Raw genomic sequence first — 17,619 nt, 5'->3', positions numbered from 1 at the left:
GCGCCCCTCGTGCGCTAATCTTCAGGAGTCAGCGCGCGGGACATACACCGCAGAGCGCGGCGGGGCTATAGCTCAGTTGGTTAGAGCGCATCCCTGATAAGGATGAGGCCACAGGTTCAAATCCTGTTAGCCCCACCAGACACGAAGACCCCCGGTCCGGGTAGGATCGGGGGTCTTCTGCATGGCAGGTCACATGAGGTGTCACCTGGGGGGCGTGTGGTCGCGATCAGTGTTTTCTTCGGCTTGCTCACCGCTGTCGTCGTCGCTCTCGTCGCCGTGTTGCTGCGGCGGCGCAACGGCGGTACGCGCAACGCCGACGGGCTGCGCATCGAGCAGGACCGCCGGCTCCAGGCCCACAGCGACCGGGTGTCGTTCAACGCCATCACCCTGCACGGCCAGGCGCCCAACATGACCGACGAGTACCGGCGCCACTGACGTCAACGGTTCGGGCACACACACCGGGACACACACCGGGACACACTCAGGGACACACTCCGGGCCCGCGTCGGACATCGCGGACATCGGCACGCCGCGCACGGGAGGTACCCCACACACGGCGAGGCCCGGCGGCTCTTGCGAGCGGCCGGGCCGGTGTTGCGCGTGCGGTGGTACGCGAATCGCCGTCACGTCAAAGGTGCTGGTAGGAGCACGGCGGGGGCGCCGTGCGCGGCGCTGTCAGCGCTGCAGCGGGATCATGGGGCGCTGCTGGGCCGGGATGGCGGCCCGTTCCGGGGCGTCGGCGCCGTCACAGTGTTCGTCGGTCGCCGCCGCGTCGTCGACCGGCCGGTGGCGGCAGCTGGGGGACTTGCCGTGGGCCTCGGCGCGGATGCGCTGCTTCATCGTCGGGGGAAGGGACCGGGCGTGGAGCCAGGACCAGGTGGACAGTGGCGGTGCCGCCGCCTCGGGGGCGGTCGCGGCGTCGTCGCTGCTGCTGTTGCGCGGCGCCTCGCTCTGCGGTACCGCCGCGGCGGCGGTCGTGGTGACGAGTCCGAGCGCCGTGAACAGCGCGAGGAAGGCGGTCACGATGACCGTCCACAGCTGCTTTACCTGGTTCTGGGCCATGATCCCCTCACTTTCGGGTTGGGCGATTTGCGTACTTTCCTCATGATGTGTATGGGGATCGCGAAGTGGTGGACCGACGCCCGTGGCGCGTCGATGTTCCGATGAACACCACTCGGATGGACGTACGGGGCACGTGGGGGGCCTGTGTGGGGGCTCGGCGAGCGCCGTGGCGGGATCGGTGGTAGGGAGGGTCGGGACGGCGGACGGGGCCTCTGGGAGGGCCGCGTCGGGGTGCCGCATCGGAGGGGCGAGGTCCGCTTCCATCGCGCCGGTTCGTATGGCCAGTTGGTGCCCCGGCGCAGGTCACCGATCGGTATCGGCCGGTGTGTATAGTCGGGCGCCAGAGGTCCCTTACGTCAATGAAAGACGAGGTTGCGCGGTGAAGAAGCTGCTCCTGGTCGCACTGGCCGCCATCGGCGGGCTCCTCGTGTACCGCCAGATTCAGGCGGATCGCGCTGAGCAGGACCTGTGGACGGAGGCGACCGACTCCGTGCCCACGGGTTCCTGACCACCCGACCCGAATTCCGCAGACCCCGGCCGCCCGAGCGGTCGGGGTTTTGTGCTGTCGGGGGCCCGGCGAGAATTGCGCGATACCCCGGATGCCCACGGGACCGCCGGGGCAGGATGGGCACGGTCCGGTTGCGGAACGGTGAGAGGGCGCGTATGGGAGGGCGTACGGGGGCGGCGCTGCTGGTCGTGGGCATAGCGCTGGCGACGGCCCCACCCGTTCAGGCGGCTGAGGCCCTGTCCGTACCGGCGGCTGCGGTCCAACCCGCCTCGGCGGCCACGGCCCCCACCGCATCCGCCGCCACCGGCACCCCGGTGCCGGGCTCCTTCGCCTACGACCCCGACGCCCGTACCGTCGCCGCCGCGCAGGGCACGGGGGAGGCCGCCGGCCTGGCGCCGGGGCACAGTTACCGCTCCACCCTGACCGGCAAGGGCCCGGTCTACTTCCGGCTCGACCTGGACGGCACCTCGAACGCCTACGTCTCCGCCACGGCCGTCCCGCCGGCGGACGCCGAGGTCTCCGCCTCCGACGGCCTGAAGGTGTCCGTCCAGGACGCCGACGGGCGCTCCTGCTCCTTCGACACGGAGCTGTTCGGCGCGTCCCGCAGCCCGCATCCCGTGACGGCCTGGGGCGCACGGGAGACCGGCACCTCCGGCCGGTCGGCCTGCCGCGGCCCCGGGGCCTACTACGTCGTCGTGGAGCGGGCCGGGCGGTCCGCCGTCACGGCGTCCTCGCCGCAGCCGTGGGCGCTGGAGCTGACCGCCGCCACCGAGCCGCCGCTCGCCCGGCCCGGCCCCACCAGCGCCCCCGAGGCCTGGAACTCGGCGTCCGCCGCACCCCCGTCGGGAACCCCGGCGAGCCGCCCGGCCGGCGCCGGCTTCGCCACGGCGCCGCTCGTCGGCGAGGGCGTCTGGCAGACCGCCGTACGCCCGGGACAGTCCCTCTACTACAAGGTGCCCGTCGGCTGGGGGCAGCGGCTGTCCGCCACCGCGGAGCTGGGCAGTACCGCCGTGCGGGGCGGCTACACCGTCGGCGCCCTGGAGCTGGCGCTGTTCAACCCGGTGCGCGGGCACGTCACCGACGTCGGCGTGGGCTACGACGGCGCGCAGAAGTCGGCCGCCCTGCCGCCCGTGCCCCCGGTCGCCTACCCCAACCGCTACGCGGTGCGGGACACGGTCGCCGCGATGCGGTTCGCCGGGTCGTACTACCTGGCGGTGCACGTGGCGGCGCGTGTGGCCGACCGGCTCGGACCGGGGGCGCTGCCGCTGACGCTGCGGGTGCGCGTGGACGGGGAGCCGCAGTCGGGGCCGGACTACGCGGGCCGGCCGTCGCCGGACGACGTCTTCCAGGCCACGGCCGGAGCCGGGGGCGGCGGCACGTCCGGTGACCCCGTGCTCAGGGCCGTCGCGGTGGGCGGCATCGGCACCGGGACCCTGCTGCTGGCCGTGCTCGGCGGCTGGACGGTGCTGGCGCGGCGCCGGGCCGGTCAGATGCGGGCCAGCGCCCAGAACCCGACGGCGTAGCAGACGAGGGCGAGCAGCAGCAGCGGCACGGCGACCCGCGCGGGCGGCCCGGGGCGCCGACGGCGATGAGCCGGGGCCGCGGTGTCCACAGCGCCGGGGGCCATCCGGGGCTGCTGCGCGGTGTACGACGCGGTGGCGGGCTCGGCGCGGTACCGGACGACGGGCAGGACATGGGTGGGCGTGTCGACGGTAGGCGCGTCGCCGGGCTGCCACCCAGTGACGGCCTGCTGCCCTGAGACGGCCTGCGCCCCTGACGCTGCCTGCCGGCGCCCTGAGACGGACTGGTACCCGGACGCGGCCCGCTGTTGCCCTGACCCAGCCTGCGCCCCCGAGGCGGCCTGTTCCCCCGAGGCGGCCTGTTCCCCCGAGACGCCCTGCGCCCCCGATACGGGCTGTTCCCGGGGCAGCGTCTGTTGCCGGGACAGCGTCTGTTCCTGGGACACGGCCTCCGCCGGATGCGGTGGTACGGCGGTGACGTCCCGCGGATCGCCGAGCGGGCCGTGCGGTCCGAACCCCGGGGGCAGGGGGCCGACTTGGTCGAAGATCTCGATCAGCTCGTCGTCGGGCCCCGGCTCCGGCAGGAGTTCCACGGCCGCCGCCAGCGCCTTGCGCGCCCCCGTCGCCGTGCGGAAACGTGCCTGCGGGTCGGGTTGCAGCAGCGCCGCCACGACCTGCCAGAGCGGCTCCGGAACGCCCTTGGGCGCGCCGGGAGTGCCGTGGTCGGTGAAGTACTCCACGAGCGCCTTGGCGTCAGGCTTGGCGCCCTCCAGCAGATACAGCGCCACCAGACCCACGGCGAACAGATCGGCCGGGAAGTCCGGCTCGGCGCCCAGCAACTGCTCGGGAGCGAGGTAACCGGGCGTTCCCACCACGAGGTTCGTCTCCGTCAGCCGCGGCTCGCCCAGCCGCATCGCGATGCCGAAGTCCGACAGACGCAGCCGGGGCCGCCCGGTGCCGGTGGCCTCCAGCAGGATGTTGGCGGGCTTGACGTCCCGGTGGACGACCCCCTCGGCGTGCACCGCGGCCAGCCCCGACAGCAGCTGGTCGAGCAGTGTGCAGACGAAGGCCGGCGGGAGGGGGCCGTAGTCGCCGACGAGATGGACCAGGGAACCGCCGGTGACCAGGTCCATGGTGAACAGGACCTGGTCGTCGTCGGCGGCCCAGCTGGTGGGCGCCAGCACATGCGGATGATCGATCCGCAGGGCCTGCTCCCGCACGAACCGCAGCAACGCGTGCGCGTCGCGCTGCTGGAGCACCTTGGCGGCCGCGTACCGGCGACGACGGTGGTCCCAGACCCGCCATACGGCGCCGACGCCGCCCCGTCCGATCGGATCGACCAGCTCGTACCGCCCGGCGAAGACCTCACCCATCGCTGCGCGCCGCTCCTCCCCCTCGGGTCACCCCCCTTGCATCCCCCGCGGCCGGCCGCCGAACCCCCTCGCTGACCGACCGCCGCCGCCCCCCGGCCACCGGCCGCCGAACCCCCGGCGACGGGCCGGGAGGGTCAGTTCTGGTGGGACTGGTAGTGCGCGACCGCGTCGGAGGTGCGGCCGGCGCCGTAGACCCTGAGGAATTCGGCCAGTTCCGGATGGGTCGCGGACAGGGAGTCCGCGGCCTCGATGATGTCCCCGGCGGCGGCCACGGAACGCAGCAGCGACTGGATCTCGCGGACCACCCGCTTGACCGTCGGCGCGCCCGAAGTGCTCGTCGTCTGCGTGGTGTTGTTGAGCACCGAGCCCCCCTGCGACTTCTTGATCTCCTCCATGCGCTCGGTCGCCTCGGCGGCGCTGACGCTGCCGTCCGCCGCCTGCGCCGCCAGCTCCTGCAGCAGCTGCACCCGCTGGACGACCGCCGGATTTCCGATCTTCGCCCGCTGACCGCTCATCAGCTGGGACAGCATCGGCGCCGACAGTCCCAGCACCCCCGCGAGCCGGGCCTGGTTCAGACCCAGGTCGTCTATGAGCCTGCGGAAGAGCGCCCCCAGCGGCTCCCCGTACCAGTTCCGCTGCAGTTCCCGCGCTCTTGCGGTGGCTTCCTGCTGTGCGGCGTCCATTGCGTCTCCCCATCGCTTCCCCAAAACGGCGGTTCGCTGCCGCGAACCACGCCGAGCATCTTACGGAGCGTGGTCGACTACGGGGACCCCCAATCTTTTTGCGAGATCCCCGGGTGGACCCGGTACTCTGGTCTGCGGCGCCCACCGGATCGCGGTTCTTCCGGCCGGACGCTTCTCTTGCGGGGCCTTAGCTCAGTTGGTAGAGCGCCGTCTTTGCATGGCGGATGTCAGGGGTTCGACTCCCCTAGGCTCCACATCGAAATGCCCCCCGGCCTGCGGAAACGCAGATCGGGGGGCATTTTCTCGTGTGTTCGCCGGGCTCAGCCCTCGTCGTCGCGGCGGGCCGCTTCCTCTTCGGCCTGCTTGGCCTGGACCTCCGGGTCGAGCGCGGCGTCGCCGCTGCCGTCGACCGACGTCAGACGGCCCGACTCGGGCACCTCGGTCGCGGCGGGCGGCTCGACCAGCCAGTCCGGGTTGGCCTGCTTGTCCCACCACTTCCAGGCCGCGAACGCCCCGCCGGCCACGGCGCCGGCCACGGCCAGCACCTTCGCGATCCGGCCGGCCCTGGCCCGGCGCTGGTGCTTGCGGGCCAGCTTCTGGATCTCCTTGGGCGAGACCTGGCCGCGCAGTGCGGCCAGTGCGGCGGCGCCCCGGGCGGCGGCCTCGTCACGGACGGGTCCGGCCGCGGCGACCGCCTGCTCGATCATCGGCCGGGAGTAGTCGGCGGCCTGCCGGGCGGCCTTGCGGGTGCGTACGGCGGCCTCCTGGGCCACCTGGTCCACCCTCGGCGGCACATGCGTCATGGCCTGCACGCGGGCCTGCTCGATACGGGGCGCCAGATGGACGCCGTACTGGGCGCGGGCCTGCTCGGCGGCCAGCGTCACCTTGGGCGCGAGCCGTACGCGTGCCTCGTGCGCGTAGTGCGCGGCCCTGTCCTTGGCCGTGTCGGCGTAGGGCGCCACCACTTCCGCGGCGTGCAGCACGCTGTCCTTCGCCGAACCGGTCGCGGCGCGCACGCTGTCGATGCGGGTCACGGGTTCCTCCTCCTCGGTGGCGTACGGTAAATCGACTTTCCACCCTTTTGCGGATCATGCCTGTCCGTCGGCTCTCCGGCATGCGGTGACGCGCATCCGGGTGCCGTAGAACGCGATCGCGGGCGAATAGCGGACGAACAGGGGGCAACGGGAGCTTGTCGTCGACAATGCCACGGATCGGCCCGTCGCGCTCCCGTCCCGCAGGACTCGGTCGCCACGAGCCGTGGACCCGGTGGCCGAAATCCCTGCTTCCCCCCAGGAAGGCGACGCCGGGAGCGGACCGTGCGAGGATCGGGGAGTCACAGAAAGACAACGGAAGGCACATCGTGGCTGAGCAGCTCTACGCCACCCTGAAGACCAACCACGGCGACATCGAGATCCGGCTTTTCAAGGACCAGGCGCCGGCCACGGTCAGGAACTTCGTCGAACTCGCCACGGGCGAGCGTGAGTGGGTCCACCCGGAGACCGGCCAGAAGACCCAGGCCAGGCTCTACGACGGCACGGTCTTCCACCGGGTGATCAGCGGCTTCATGATCCAGGGCGGCGACCCGCTGGGCAACGGCACCGGTGGTCCGGGCTACCAGTTCGCGGACGAGTTCCACCCCGACCTGCGCTTCGACCGTCCCTACCTGCTGGCGATGGCCAACGCGGGCCCGGGCACGAACGGCTCGCAGTTCTTCATCACCGTCGCCCCGACGGCGTGGCTGACCCGCAAGCACACCATCTTCGGCGAGGTCACCGACCAGGCCGGCCAGAAGGTGGTCGACGCGATCGCCGGGATCCAGACCAACCCGCGCACCGACCGTCCGCTCCAGGACGTCGTCATCGAGTCGGTCGTGGTGGAGTCCCGCGAGGGCTGAGCGAGGCCCCGGCGGGAAGACGCGCCGGACGTCCGAGAGCTCCCGAAGGGAACCAATCGCCCTGCTCGTCCGTAAGGATGAGCAGGGCGGTTCCTTTTGTGCCCGAGTGGCACCGGACGCGTACCCGACGAGCGAGGGGATCTCATGGACCAGGCGCCGAGCAGCCCGCAGGACGCGCGCAGCAGCCTGCCCACCTGCTACCGCCACCCCGACCGGCAGACCGGCATCCGCTGCACCCGCTGCGAGCGGCCGATCTGCCCGGAGTGCATGGTCGACGCCTCGGTCGGCTTCCAGTGCCCCGACTGCGTCCGCGGTGCGTCCGGCCGCGAGGGCCGCGCCGCCACGGCGGCGGCCCGCCCGCGCACGCTCGCCGGCGGTGCGATCACCGCGGACCCCCGCCTGGTCACCAAGGTCCTCATCGGGCTCTGCCTCGCCGCCTTCCTCGTCCAGAAAGCCGTCGGTGCCGCCTTCGAGGACCGTTTCTTCCTTCTCGGCCGGGCCTATGTCCCGCAGTTCCACGCGGTGGAGGGTGTCGCCGAAGGGCAGTGGTACCGGCTGCTGACCGCGATGTTCCTGCACGGCAGCTATGTCCACCTGCTGTTCAACATGCTCAGCCTGTGGTGGATCGGCGGCCCTCTGGAGGAGGCTCTCGGCCGGGCCCGCTATCTCGCGCTGTACCTCGTCTCGGGGCTGGCCGGCAGTGCGCTCAGCTATCTGCTCGCCGCGCCCAATGCGCCGTCCCTCGGTGCCTCGGGAGCGATCTTCGGGCTGTTCGGCGCCATGGCCGTGCTGATGCGCCGCCTGAACTACGACATGCGGCCGGTGCTCGCCCTCCTGGCGATCAACCTGGTCATCACCTTCGGGGTCAGCGGTATCGCCTGGCAGGCCCATATCGGCGGCCTGGTCGCCGGTGTCCTCGTCGGGTACGCCATGGTGCACGCGCCCCGGGAGCGGCGGGCGCTGGTGCAGTTCGGCAGCTGTGCGCTGGTGCTCGCCGTCGTCGTGGTGTTGACCCTGTTGAGAACGTCTCAGCTCACCTGAGCGACTGGTTGTCCACAACTAGTGGCCGATCTTGTGCACAGTGTGCCAGCACAGCTGTGCCCCCTGTCACCGACCCGGGTTTGTGCAGGTCAGGAAGGGGGCGAACAGGTGTGCGGCAAGCGGTGTGTCAGTCGTACCAGCGTCAAGCCGCGAGGGGTTATCCACAGATCGTCGTTTCTTTTCCCCAGGCCGGGTGTGGATAAATGCACGACCTGTGGATAACTCAGCGGATAGCCGTGGGCAGAGCTGAGTTCACCGGCCCGTGGCCGCTACTTCCACTGCGTCGAGACACCGAATCCGGCGGCGATGAAGCCGAAACCGACCACGATGTTCCAGTTGTCCAGGCTGTCGATCGGCAGCGAGCCGTCCGTCACGTAGAAGACGACGATCCAGGCCAGACCGATCAGGAACATCGCCAGCATGACCGGTGCGACCCAGCCCCGGGTGCCCAGCTTGATGGTCGTCGCCTGCTTCGCCGGGGGCGGCGTGAAGTCGGCCTTCTTGCGGATACGTGACTTCGGCACGAGGGTCTCTCCTGTCGATGCGCTGCGTGGCCGCGCAGGGAACTGGTCGGGCTCGGGGCAGCGTAACTGGGGACACTGAGTGCTCCCCCGGGCGTCCGTTAGCGTAGTGCTTCCGCGGCGCCGAAGGAGATAAGGGTACGTTGAGCAATTCTGCCGACTCTCCCCCGACGGGATCCAGCCCTGCCCGCGGGCCCCGTTTCCGGCCCGCGCGGGTGCTCACGATCGCCGTCTTCGCCCTCGCCGGACTCCTTTTCATCACGAGTTTCAACACGGCCAAGGGCACCAATATCCGGACGGACACGTCCTTGCTGAAGCTGTCCGACCTCATCCAGGAGCGCAGCCGCAAGAACAAGGAGCTGGACGACACCAACGCGGCCCTGCGCGACGACGTGGAGGCGCTGGCCGAGAGGGACGACGGCAGCACCAAGGCCCAGGACGACAAGCTCGCGGGGCTGGAGAAGAGCGCGGGCACCCAGAAGGTCACTGGCAAGGCGATCACCGTCACGCTGAACGACGCCCCGCCGAACGCCACGGCCAAGCTGCCCGGTTATCCCGAGCCGCAGCCGGACTATCTGGTGATCCACCAGCAGGATCTGCAGGCGGTGGTGAACGCCCTGTGGCAGGGCGGCGCCAAGGGCATCAAGGTGATGGACCAGCGGCTGATCTCCACCAGCGCCGTGCGCTGCGTGGGCAACACCCTGATCCTCCAGGGCCGCGTCTACTCGCCGCCGTACAAGATCACCGCGGTCGGGGACCCCGACAAGCTGCAGAAGGCGCTGGCCGAGTCGCCGGCGATCCAGAACTACATGGTCTATGTGAACGTCTACGGCCTCGGCTGGAACGTCGCCGAGGACGGGACGGTGACGCTGCCGGGCTACTCGGGCACCGTCGACCTGCACTACGCCAAGCCTGTGCAGCCGTAGGGGCGCCGCGCCTCGGTTTCACGTGAAACCGATCCACCTCCGGCACGCCTCGCGCAGGTACCTTGCGGACGCACGGGATCCGGGGGCGCCGCGCCGTTAGTCTGGTTCCGGTACGGCGTGAGTGACGGTGCCGTGGGGAAACGGAAGGGACGGCATGTACGGCTGGATCTGGCGGCATCTGCCGGGCAACGCGTGGGTGCGGGCGCTGATCTCGATCGTGCTCGTCGTGGCCGTGGTCTATCTCCTGTTCCAGTACGTCTTCCCGTGGGCCGAACCGCTGCTTCCCTTCAACGATGTGACGGTGGACAACCAGTGAGCGCGCGCATTCTCGTCGTCGACAACTACGACAGCTTCGTCTTCAACCTGGTCCAGTACCTGTACCAGCTGGGCGCCGAGTGTGAGGTGCTGCGCAACGACGAGGTGGCGACCTCCCACGCCCAGGACGGCTTCGACGGCGTGCTGCTGTCGCCGGGTCCGGGCAAGCCGGAGGAGGCCGGCGTCTGCATCGAGATGGTCCGGCACTGCGCCGCGACCGGTGTCCCGGTCTTCGGCGTCTGCCTGGGCATGCAGTCGATGCAGGTGGCGTACGGCGGCGTCGTGGACCGGGCGCCCGAGCTGCTGCACGGCAAGACCTCGCTGGTGGAACACGAGGGCAGGGGCGTCTTCGCCGGGCTGCCCTCCCCGTTCACCGCGACCCGCTACCACTCGCTTGCGGCCGAGCCGCCGACCGTGCCGGCCGAGCTGGAGGTCACGGCCCGCACCCAGGACGGGATCATCATGGGCCTGCGCCACCGCGAACTGCCCGTCGAGGGCGTGCAGTTCCACCCGGAGTCGGTACTGACCGAGCACGGGCACCGGATGCTGGCCAACTGGCTGGTGGAGTGCGGCGACGAGGGCGCGGTGGCGAGGTCGGCGGGGCTCGCCCCGGTGGTGGGCAGGGCCACGGCGTGACCACGCTGCGCCCCGAGCGCAAGGACTCGTACGGCTCCGCGCCGCACGAGTCCTACGGCACGTCGCCGTACGGGGCGCAGGACGGGACGTACGGGGACGAGCCGTACGAGGACGAGGGGCACGGGTCCGAGGGGCAGAGGTCCCAGGGGCACGGGTCCGACGGCTACGGGCCGGGGGCGTACGCAGCCGCGGCGTACGAGCCCGAGACACACGGGACCTACGGGGCCCCGGCGTACGGGGGTCAGGGGCAGGAACCCTCCGTGCCGCCCGTGCCGGCCTTCGATGACGAGACGGTGGCACTGCGGGTGGCGCCGCCACCGGGGCGTGGGCGCGAGCGGGGCTCCCTAGCCGCCTCTGACGGCCCGTCTGCCCCTGGAGCCACCGGAGTCACGCCCGGCGGGCGCGCGGCCCGCAGGAAGGCCGCCAAGCGGCGCCGCGGGGGCCGGCACGGCGCCGCCGCCACCGGACAGGACGCTCCGCAGGACGAGCAGAGCGCCGCGCCCCGCTCCCGTGTCGAGGCCCGCCGGCTCGCCCGGGCCCGCAAACCCAGCGCCGGTGTCATCGCGAGCCGGGTGATCGGGGAGCTGTTCATCACGACCGGCGTGCTGATGCTGCTGTTCGTCACCTACCAGCTGTGGTGGACGAACGTGCGCGCCCACGCGCAGGCCGGCCAGGAGGCGAACAGCCTCCAGCAGGACTGGGCGAACGGCAAACGCAGCCCGGGCGTCTTCGAACCGGGCCAGGGCTTCGCCATCCTGCACATCCCGAAGCTGGACGTGGTCGTGCCCATCGCCGAGGGCGTCAGCACCAAGCGGGTGCTCGACAAGGGCATGGTCGGCCACTACGGCGAGGAACCACTGAAAACGGCGATGCCGGGTGACAAGACCGGCAACTTCGGACTGGCCGGCCACCGCAACACGCACGGTGAGCCGTTCCGCTACATCAACCGGCTCCGGCCCGGCGACGAGGTCGTCGTCGAGACGCAGGACACCTACTACGTGTACAAGATGACGTCGATGCTGCCGGTGACGTCGCCGAGCAACACCACGGTGCTCGAACCCGTACCGCCGGGCTCGGGCTTCACCGCGCCGGGCCGCTACATCACCCTCACGACCTGCACGCCGGAGTTCACGAGCAGGTACCGGCTGATCGTCTGGGGCAAGATGGTCGAGGAACGGCCGCGCAGCAAGGGCAAGCCGGATGCGCTCGTCAGTTAGGGCTAGGGACAGTGGCAGCGACCGCAGAGGACACCGGGACGTCGTCCCCTCGACCGGCCCGGCGTCGCCGGGGCACCGGCCGGATCGCCATGGCGGTGAGCGTCTTCGGTGAACTCCTCATCACAGCGGGCCTGGTGCTCGGCCTGTTCGTCGTCTACTCGCTGTGGTGGACCAACGTCGTCGCCGACCGGGCGGCCGGCCGGCAGGCCGACAAGGTCCGCGAGCACTGGGCGCAGAAGGACACCGGGCCCGGGGCGCTCGACACCAAGGACGGCATCGGCTTCCTGCACGTGCCCGCGATGCACAACGGCGAGGTGCTGGTCGAGAAGGGCACCGGCACGGACGTCCTCAACGACGGTGTCGCCGGCTACTACACCGACCCGGTCAAGGCGATGCTGCCGACGACCGGCAAGGACGGCAACTTCACTCTCGCCGCGCACCGCGACGGGCACGGCGCGAAGTTCCACAACATCGACAAGCTGAAGAAGGGCGACCCGATCGTCTTCGAGACGAAGGACAAGTGGTTCGTCTACACGGTGTACGCCGTCCTTCCCGAGACGTCGAAGTACAACGTCGAGGTCCTCGCCCAGGTCCCGAAGGAGTCCGGCAAGACCAAGCCGGGCCACTACATCACCCTGACGACCTGCACCCCCGTCTACACCTCCCGCTACCGCTACGTGGTGTGGGGCGAGCTGACCCGCGTCGACAAGGTCGACAGCGACCGCACCCCGCCGAAGGAACTGGCGGGCTGACGGTACGACGAAGCCCCGGCACCCTCCGCGTGAGGGGCCGGGGCTTTCGTCGTGCCGGTGACGGCCGGTGGCGTGTGGGCTAGCCCGTCACACCGCCGAAGAACTGTGTGCCGCCGCCGTTGTTGCCGCCGTTGTTGCCTCCGCCGCCGATGGTGATCAGGTCGACCGTCTGGCCCTTGTTCACCGTGCTGCCCTGGGGCGGGTTGGAGCCGACGACGATGGCGTTGTCGTCGTTCGAGCCCTGGATGTTGCCGACCTCCAGACCGGCGTCCTTCAGGGCCTTCTTGGCGTCCTTCAGGCGCTGGCTCTGCACCGGCGGAACCTGGACCTGCTGGTTCTGCGGGGCCTTGCCGACGACGATCTGGACCGTGGAGCCCTTGCTGATCTCCTGGCCGGCCTGCGGCGTGGTCGAGAGGACCTTGCCGACCTGGTTCGGGTCCTGGGTCTCCTGCTCGGTGCAGTTGCCGGTCAGGTTGTTGGCCTGCATCTGCGCCTTGGCGGCGTCACAGGACTGGCCGGTGACGTCCGGGACGGTCGCCTTCTCCTCGGCCTTGGCGACCGTGAGGGTGATCGTGGAGCCCTTCTCCACCTCGGCCCCGAGCTCCGGGTCCTGATCGAGGACGGTCCCCGGATCCTCGGCCGAGACCTCGGTCTTCTTCTCGACCTTGAACTGGTACTGGTCGCCCTCCAGCAGGGCCTTCGCGTCGTCGAAGCTCTTGCCACGCACGCTCGGCACGGCCACCTTCGGGGCGCCCGTCGACACCACGACGTTGACCGTGGTGTTCTTGTCCACCTCGCTCTTGGCCACCGGGTCCTGCGAGCAGATGTTGCCCTTGGCCTGGTCGGCGCAGGGCTTCTCGGTGGCCGCCAGCTTCAGATCCGAGTTCTCGGCGATCTTCTGCGCCTGGGCCTGCGACATCCCGATGAACTGCGGCACCGGCACCTGGTCGTTGCCGACGCCCTTGCCGTTGAAGATGTACTTGCCGATCAGGATCGCGCCGACGAGCACCAGGATCGCCGCGACGACCAGCAGGATCGTGGACGTGCTGGACTTCTTCTGGCGGCGCCGGTCCGGGCGGTCGTCGTAGCCGTAGCCGCCGTCGTCCGCGTTCATCGGCGGCAGCATCGTCGTCGCCCCGGCGGGGCCGCCGTCCGAGCGCAGCGCGGTCGTCGGCTGGTCGTCGGGGTAGCCGCCGTAGGCCACCGAGCCCATGGCGGCGGTGGCGGCGACCGGCTGTCCGTCGAGGCACGCCTCGATGTCGGCGCGCATCTCGTCGGCCGACTGGTACCGGTAGTTCGGGTCCTTGACCAGCGCCTTCAGGACGATCGCGTCCATCTCCGGCGTGATCTCGGGGTCGAAGACCGACGGGGCCTGCGGCTCTTCCCGCACGTGCTGGTAGGCCACGGCCACGGGCGAGTCGCCGACGAACGGCGGCCGTACCGTGAGCAGCTCGTACAGCAGACAGCCCGTCGAGTACAGGTCCGAGCGGGCGTCGACCTGCTCGCCCTTGGCCTGCTCCGGCGACAGGTACTGCGCGGTGCCGATGACGGCCGCGGTCTGGGTCATCGTCATGCCGGAGTCGCCCATGGCGCGGGCGATGCCGAAGTCCATCACCTTGACCTGGCCGGTGCGCGTCAGCATGACGTTGGCCGGCTTGATGTCGCGGTGGACGATGCCGGCCCGGTGCGAGTACTCCAGGGCCTGGAGGATGCCGATGGTCATCTCCAGCGTCCGCTCCGGCAGCAGCTTGCGGCCGGAGTGAAGCAGCTCACGGAGCGTGGAGCCGTCGACGTACTCCATGACGATGTACGGGATCGAGACCCCGTCGATGTAGTCCTCGCCCGTGTCGTAGACCGCGACGATCGCGGGATGGTTGAGCGAGGCGGCCGACTGGGCCTCCCGGCGGAAGCGGGCCTGGAAGGACGGGTCGCGCGCGAGGTCCGCGCGCAGCGTCTTCACTGCCACCGTGCGGCCGAGGCGGGTGTCCTGCGCGAGGTAGACCTCCGCCATGCCACCACGGCCGAGCACCTGGCCCAGCTCGTACCGGCCGCCGAGGCGACGCGGCTCTTCCATAGCTACCTACCAGCCCTCTCCATCGGTCCCGACCGGCACGCCCGTGCGGCCGGAGGCTGTCGTCCGGGCCTACCGTACCCGGATCGGTTTGTGTGACCTGGCCAAGCCCGTCACCCGATACAGGACCGGTATCGCAACGTGCGGCAATGGGCAGACGACGTGATCGGGTTCACTTCTTGCCCTTGATGACCGCCTCCATCACGCTCTTCGCGATGGGGGCGGCGAGACCGCCACCGGAGATGTCGTCCCGGTTGGCGTTCTCGTCCTCGACGACCACGGCGACGGCGACCGGCGAGCTGCCGTCGGGGAGCTTGGCGTAGGAGATGAACCAGGCGTAGGGGTTCGCGCTGTTCTCCACACCGTGCTGGGCGGTACCGGTCTTGCCGCCCACGGTGACGCCGTCGATCTGCGCGTTCTTGCCCGTGCCGTCCTTGACGACGGTCTCCATCATCGACTGCAGGATCTGCGCGTTCTTCGGCGACAGCGGCCGGCTCAGCTCCTGCGGGTCGGTCTGCTCGATCGGGTCGAGGTTCGACGTCTGGAGCTGGTCGACCATGTACGGCTTCATCAGCTTGCCGTCGTTGGCGACGGCGGAGGCGACCATGGCCATCTGCAGCGGCGTCGCGGCGGTGTTGAACTGGCCGATGGACGACAGCGCCGTCTGCGACTTGTTCATGTTGTCGGAGAAGACCGAGGCGCTGGAGCGCACCGGCGTGAACTGCTCCGCGTCGAAGCCGAACTTCTTGGCCTCCGCCAGCATCTTGTCGTTGCCGAGGTCGGCGCCGATCTTGCCGAAGACGCTGTTGCAGGAGACCCGCAGGGCCTCACGCATGGTCGCGTTCTCGCAGGGGATGTTGCCCTCGTTCTTCAGCGGGGTCGTGGTGCCCGGCATGATCCACGGCAGCGGCGAGTTGGTCTTGGAGTCCGCGTCCGGGTAGAGGCCGTTCTCCAGCGCGGCCGCCGCGGTGACCACCTTGAACGTCGAGCCCGGCGGGTAGGTCTCGCGCAGCGCCCGGTTCAGCATCGGGTCGTTCGGGTTGTCCTTCTTCTGCAGCTTCTGCCAGGCCTTGGCGTCGTCGTCGGAGTTCCCGGCGAAGGCCGAGGGGTCGTACGACGGGTAGGAGGCGAGCGCGAGGATCTTGCCGGTGGCCGGGTCGAGCGCGACGACGGCACCCTTCCCGCCCTGCTTCTTCAGGCCGTTGAACGCGGCCTTCTGCGCGCCGGCGTTGAGCGTGGTGACGACGTTGCCGCCCTGCTTCTCCTTGCCGGTGACCATGTCGAGGGTGTTGCGGAAGAACAGCCGGTCGTCGGTGCCGGTGAGGATGCCGTCCTCGAGGGACTCCAGCTGGTTGGCGCCGAACGCCTGCGAGGCGTACCCGGTGACCGGCGCCCACATGGGGCCGTTCTTGTAGGTGCGCTTGAACTTCAGGTCGTTCAGCCCGCTCGTGCTGGTCTTCGCCGACCCGGTGATCGCCTCCCCGCCGCCGACGATGATGTCGCCGCGCGGGGTGGAGTAGCGGGCGATGGTGACGCGGCGGTTGTCCTTGTCGGTGGCCAGGGAGTCGGCCTTGACGTACTGCAGCCAGTTGTCCCGGATCAGCAGGGTGAGGACCAGGAGGCCGCAGAAGATCGCGATGCGGCGCAGAGGCTTGTTCACGGACGGACCACCTGGGTCATCTCGGCGTCGGGGTTGCTGGCGGGGGCGGGTGCCGGGCGGCGCGCGGTGTCGCTGATGCGGATCAGGATGCCGATCAGGGCCCAGTTGGCGATGACGGAGGAACCGCCGTACGCCAGGAAGGGCATCGTCATACCGGTCAGCGGGATGAGGCCCATCACACCGCCGGCCACGACGAACACCTGCAGCGCGAACGCGCCGGACAGGCCGATGGCCAGCAGCTTGCCGAACGGGTCGCGGGCGGCGAGGGCCGTGCGCACGCCGCGCTCCACGATCAGGCCGTAGATCAGCAGCAGCGCCATCAGACCGGCCAGGCCCAGCTCCTCGCCGAAGGTGGCGAGGATGAAGTCGGAGTTGGCGGCGAACCGGATCAGGTCGCTGTGGCCCTGGCCGAGACCGGAGCCGAGCGTGCCGCCGGAGCCGAACGCCCACAGCGCCTGCATCGCCTGCTCGGAGTGACCGGCGACGCCCTGCCGGGAGAGCGTGTACTCCTTCATCGGGTCCAGCCAGGCCTGGACACGCTGCTGGACGTGCGGCTCGAAGCTCGCGACGCCGACCGCGCCGACACCGGACATCAGCAGACCGAAGACGATCCAGCTGGTCCGCTCGGTGGCGACGTACAGCATGATCACGAACATGCCGAAGAACAGCAGGGAGGTACCGAGGTCGGTCTCGAAGACCAGGATCAGGATCGAGATGAACCAGACCACCAGGATCGGGCCGAGGTCACGGCCGCGCGGCAGGTACAGGCCCATGAAGCGGCGGCTGGCGAGCGCGAGCGCGTCCCTCTTCACCATCAGATAGCCGGCGAAGAACACCGCCAGCACGATCTTGGCGAACTCACCGGGCTGGATGGAGAAGCCGGCCACGGAGATCCAGATCTTCGCGCCGTAGATGTTCTGCCCGAGGCCCGGCACCAGCGGCAGCAGCAGCAGGAACAGCGCGCCGACCATGGAGATGTAGGTGTAGCGCTGCAGGACGCGGTGGTCCTTGAGGAAGATCAGCACGACGATGAACAGGGCGATGCCCATCGCGGTGTACATCAGCTGCCGCGGCGCAGCCGTGCCGGCCTGCTTGATGGACTGCAGCAGCTTCGACTGGTCCAGCCGCCAGATGACCACCAGGCCCAGGCCGTTGAGCAGCGTGGCCAGCGGCAGCAGCAGCGGGTCCGCGTACGGCGCGAACTTGCGGACGACGAGATGGGCGACACCGGCCAGCAGGCCGAGTCCCAGGCCGTAGCTCAGCAGACCGGCGGGCACCTTGTCGTTGATCGCGAGCCCGACGTTGGCGTAGGCGAACACCGGGATGGCGACCGCGAAGACCAGCAGCGCGAGCTCGGTGTTGCGCCGGCTCGGTGCGCCGATGGCGCCGATCGTGGACGTGTGGTGCGACGACGTGTTGGTAGTACTGCTCATCGTGTGA

General features: G+C 70.2%; 18 protein-coding genes and 2 tRNA genes. 12 read left to right on the top strand and 8 right to left on the bottom strand.

The genetic code is table 11. The features are described 5' to 3' along the window. Positions 1-61: 61 nt before the first annotated feature. Together ACZ64A_RS31380 and ACZ64A_RS31375 are read left to right on the top strand one after the other, a co-directional pair. Positions 62-138: transfer RNA gene (locus ACZ64A_RS31380), tRNA-Ile, on the top strand. Positions 139-243: 105 nt separating this feature from the next. Then, positions 244-435: a hypothetical protein gene (locus ACZ64A_RS31375; protein WP_469815197.1), complete on the top strand. Its 192-nt coding sequence runs from the start codon at positions 244-246 to the stop codon at positions 433-435. Positions 436-675: 240 nt separating this feature from the next. Here the strand turns inward: ACZ64A_RS31375 and ACZ64A_RS31370 are convergent, their stop codons facing one another. Further along, the gene (locus ACZ64A_RS31370; protein WP_469815195.1) at positions 676-1,062 is read right to left on the bottom strand and encodes a DUF6344 domain-containing protein; all 387 of its coding nucleotides are present in this window, start codon (positions 1,060-1,062) and stop codon (positions 676-678) included. A 379-nt stretch (positions 1,063-1,441) separates the two neighbouring features. Between ACZ64A_RS31370 and ACZ64A_RS31365 the strand changes: the two genes are divergently transcribed. Further along, entirely contained in the window at positions 1,442-1,570 is a 129-nt protein-coding gene (locus ACZ64A_RS31365; protein ID WP_003999697.1) for a DLW-39 family protein, read from the top strand. Between the two features lie 155 nt (positions 1,571-1,725). Beyond that, a complete protein-coding gene (locus ACZ64A_RS31360; protein WP_469815193.1) occupies positions 1,726-3,093 on the top strand; it encodes a hypothetical protein in 1,368 nt (455 codons plus the stop codon). On the opposite strand, the gene ACZ64A_RS31355 is transcribed toward ACZ64A_RS31360, so the two are convergent. Further along, positions 3,057-4,463, bottom strand: a complete 1,407-nt coding sequence (locus ACZ64A_RS31355; protein ID WP_469815192.1) for a serine/threonine-protein kinase — start codon at positions 4,461-4,463, stop codon at positions 3,057-3,059. The genes ACZ64A_RS31360 and ACZ64A_RS31355 overlap by 37 nt on opposite strands. A 134-nt stretch (positions 4,464-4,597) precedes the next feature. Continuing rightward, positions 4,598-5,146, bottom strand: coding sequence for a helix-turn-helix domain-containing protein (locus ACZ64A_RS31350; RefSeq protein WP_469815190.1), 549 nt, complete (start codon positions 5,144-5,146; stop codon positions 4,598-4,600). A 181-nt stretch (positions 5,147-5,327) separates the two neighbouring features. Between ACZ64A_RS31350 and ACZ64A_RS31345 the strand changes: the two genes are divergently transcribed. Further along, positions 5,328-5,400, top strand: a tRNA-Ala gene (locus ACZ64A_RS31345). 66 nt (positions 5,401-5,466) lie between these two features. Here the strand turns inward: ACZ64A_RS31345 and ACZ64A_RS31340 are convergent. After that, positions 5,467-6,180 (bottom strand): DUF5324 family protein, encoded by a 714-nt coding sequence (locus tag ACZ64A_RS31340; protein WP_469815189.1) that lies wholly within the window; start codon positions 6,178-6,180, stop codon positions 5,467-5,469. Positions 6,181-6,506: 326 nt separating this feature from the next. Between ACZ64A_RS31340 and ACZ64A_RS31335 the strand changes: the two genes are divergently transcribed. Together ACZ64A_RS31335 and ACZ64A_RS31330 are read left to right on the top strand one after the other, a co-directional pair. Then, complete coding sequence (locus ACZ64A_RS31335; RefSeq protein WP_469815187.1) at positions 6,507-7,040, top strand: peptidylprolyl isomerase; 534 nt, start codon at positions 6,507-6,509, stop codon at positions 7,038-7,040. Positions 7,041-7,184: 144 nt separating this feature from the next. Beyond that, positions 7,185-8,081 (top strand): rhomboid family intramembrane serine protease, encoded by an 897-nt coding sequence (locus tag ACZ64A_RS31330; protein ID WP_469815185.1) that lies wholly within the window; start codon positions 7,185-7,187, stop codon positions 8,079-8,081. A 269-nt stretch (positions 8,082-8,350) separates the two neighbouring features. Here ACZ64A_RS31330 and crgA read toward each other — a convergent pair whose 3' ends face one another. Next, positions 8,351-8,605: a cell division protein CrgA gene (crgA, locus tag ACZ64A_RS31325; RefSeq protein ID WP_469815183.1), complete on the bottom strand. Its 255-nt coding sequence runs from the start codon at positions 8,603-8,605 to the stop codon at positions 8,351-8,353. A 140-nt stretch (positions 8,606-8,745) separates the two neighbouring features. Between crgA and ACZ64A_RS31320 the strand changes: the two genes are divergently transcribed. The 5 genes from ACZ64A_RS31320 (at position 8,746) to ACZ64A_RS31300 (ending at position 12,448) form a co-directional block, all read left to right on the top strand. Beyond that, the gene (locus tag ACZ64A_RS31320) at positions 8,746-9,528 is read left to right on the top strand and encodes a DUF881 domain-containing protein (RefSeq protein ID WP_469815181.1); all 783 of its coding nucleotides are present in this window, start codon (positions 8,746-8,748) and stop codon (positions 9,526-9,528) included. A 154-nt stretch (positions 9,529-9,682) separates the two neighbouring features. Further along, positions 9,683-9,844: a hypothetical protein gene (locus ACZ64A_RS31315; protein WP_361630155.1), complete on the top strand. Its 162-nt coding sequence runs from the start codon at positions 9,683-9,685 to the stop codon at positions 9,842-9,844. Beyond that, positions 9,841-10,479 (top strand): aminodeoxychorismate/anthranilate synthase component II, encoded by a 639-nt coding sequence (locus tag ACZ64A_RS31310; RefSeq protein WP_361630152.1) that lies wholly within the window; start codon positions 9,841-9,843, stop codon positions 10,477-10,479. The genes ACZ64A_RS31315 and ACZ64A_RS31310 overlap by 4 nt, the downstream gene beginning before the upstream one ends. Continuing rightward, positions 10,476-11,696 (top strand): class E sortase, encoded by a 1,221-nt coding sequence (locus ACZ64A_RS31305; RefSeq protein WP_469815178.1) that lies wholly within the window; start codon positions 10,476-10,478, stop codon positions 11,694-11,696. The genes ACZ64A_RS31310 and ACZ64A_RS31305 overlap by 4 nt, the downstream gene beginning before the upstream one ends. Before the next feature lie 11 nt (positions 11,697-11,707). Then, positions 11,708-12,448 (top strand): class E sortase, encoded by a 741-nt coding sequence (locus ACZ64A_RS31300; protein WP_469815176.1) that lies wholly within the window; start codon positions 11,708-11,710, stop codon positions 12,446-12,448. Positions 12,449-12,527: 79 nt separating this feature from the next. Here the strand turns inward: ACZ64A_RS31300 and pknB are convergent, their stop codons facing one another. From pknB to ACZ64A_RS31285, 3 genes are all read right to left on the bottom strand, one after another. Further along, positions 12,528-14,522 (bottom strand): Stk1 family PASTA domain-containing Ser/Thr kinase, encoded by a 1,995-nt coding sequence (gene pknB, locus ACZ64A_RS31295; RefSeq protein WP_469815174.1) that lies wholly within the window; start codon positions 14,520-14,522, stop codon positions 12,528-12,530. A 169-nt stretch (positions 14,523-14,691) separates the two neighbouring features. Then, complete coding sequence (locus tag ACZ64A_RS31290; protein WP_469815173.1) at positions 14,692-16,179, bottom strand: peptidoglycan D,D-transpeptidase FtsI family protein; 1,488 nt, start codon at positions 16,177-16,179, stop codon at positions 14,692-14,694. Beyond that, complete coding sequence (locus tag ACZ64A_RS31285; RefSeq protein WP_469815171.1) at positions 16,176-17,612, bottom strand: FtsW/RodA/SpoVE family cell cycle protein; 1,437 nt, start codon at positions 17,610-17,612, stop codon at positions 16,176-16,178. The genes ACZ64A_RS31290 and ACZ64A_RS31285 overlap by 4 nt, the downstream gene beginning before the upstream one ends. Positions 17,613-17,619: the final 7 nt, after the last annotated feature.

This window comes from Streptomyces sp. NPDC104814, from assembly GCF_055583185.1.
Note: the sequence above shows the minus strand (reverse complement) of the source record. Positions and strands in the feature narration are given on the sequence as shown.

Coding starts and splice junctions, on each gene's coding strand:
- ACZ64A_RS31315 (WP_361630155.1), top strand. CDS start 9,683: ATGTACGGCTGGATCTGGCGGCATCTGCCGGGCAACGCGTGGGTGCGG.
- ACZ64A_RS31330 (WP_469815185.1), top strand. CDS start 7,185: ATGGACCAGGCGCCGAGCAGCCCGCAGGACGCGCGCAGCAGCCTGCCC.
- ACZ64A_RS31350 (WP_469815190.1), bottom strand. CDS start 5,146: ATGGACGCCGCACAGCAGGAAGCCACCGCAAGAGCGCGGGAACTGCAG.
- ACZ64A_RS31285 (WP_469815171.1), bottom strand. CDS start 17,612: ATGAGCAGTACTACCAACACGTCGTCGCACCACACGTCCACGATCGGC.
- ACZ64A_RS31360 (WP_469815193.1), top strand. CDS start 1,726: ATGGGAGGGCGTACGGGGGCGGCGCTGCTGGTCGTGGGCATAGCGCTG.
- ACZ64A_RS31370 (WP_469815195.1), bottom strand. CDS start 1,062: ATGGCCCAGAACCAGGTAAAGCAGCTGTGGACGGTCATCGTGACCGCC.
- ACZ64A_RS31355 (WP_469815192.1), bottom strand. CDS start 4,463: ATGGGTGAGGTCTTCGCCGGGCGGTACGAGCTGGTCGATCCGATCGGA.
- pknB (WP_469815174.1), bottom strand. CDS start 14,522: ATGGAAGAGCCGCGTCGCCTCGGCGGCCGGTACGAGCTGGGCCAGGTG.